This is a genomic window from Methylobacterium sp. AC433, assembly GCF_979253015.1.
Window position 1 is genome coordinate 1 of record NZ_CEEDBN010000070.1, and the last position, 264, is coordinate 264.

The window sequence follows — 264 nt, forward strand, 5'->3', positions numbered from 1 at the left end:
CGACGGCCCCGCGCCCGTACAGCACCCCGTCCTCCACGGTTCCGGCGCAGGGGCCGTGGCGCCAGCGGGCGACGGCGCCGGGGGGCACCACGTCGGTGTGGCCGGCGAACAGCAGGTAGGGCGCGCCCGTGCCGATGCGGGCGTAGAGGGTGTCGATGTCGGGCGTGCCGGGCTCCGAGAAGCGTGGGCGCTCCACGGGGAAACCGGCCCCATCGAGGATGCCGGCGAGCCAGGCGAGCGCGCCGCCCTCCTCCGGGGTCACCG

General features: G+C 77.7%; 1 protein-coding gene. It reads right to left on the reverse strand.

All coding sequences use genetic code 11. The features are described from left to right. Positions 1–262 (reverse strand): M20/M25/M40 family metallo-hydrolase (locus AC0IWM_RS23770; RefSeq protein ID WP_471759149.1); only part of this gene is annotated, 262 nt, incomplete at its 3' end. Positions 263–264 lie beyond the last annotated feature (2 nt).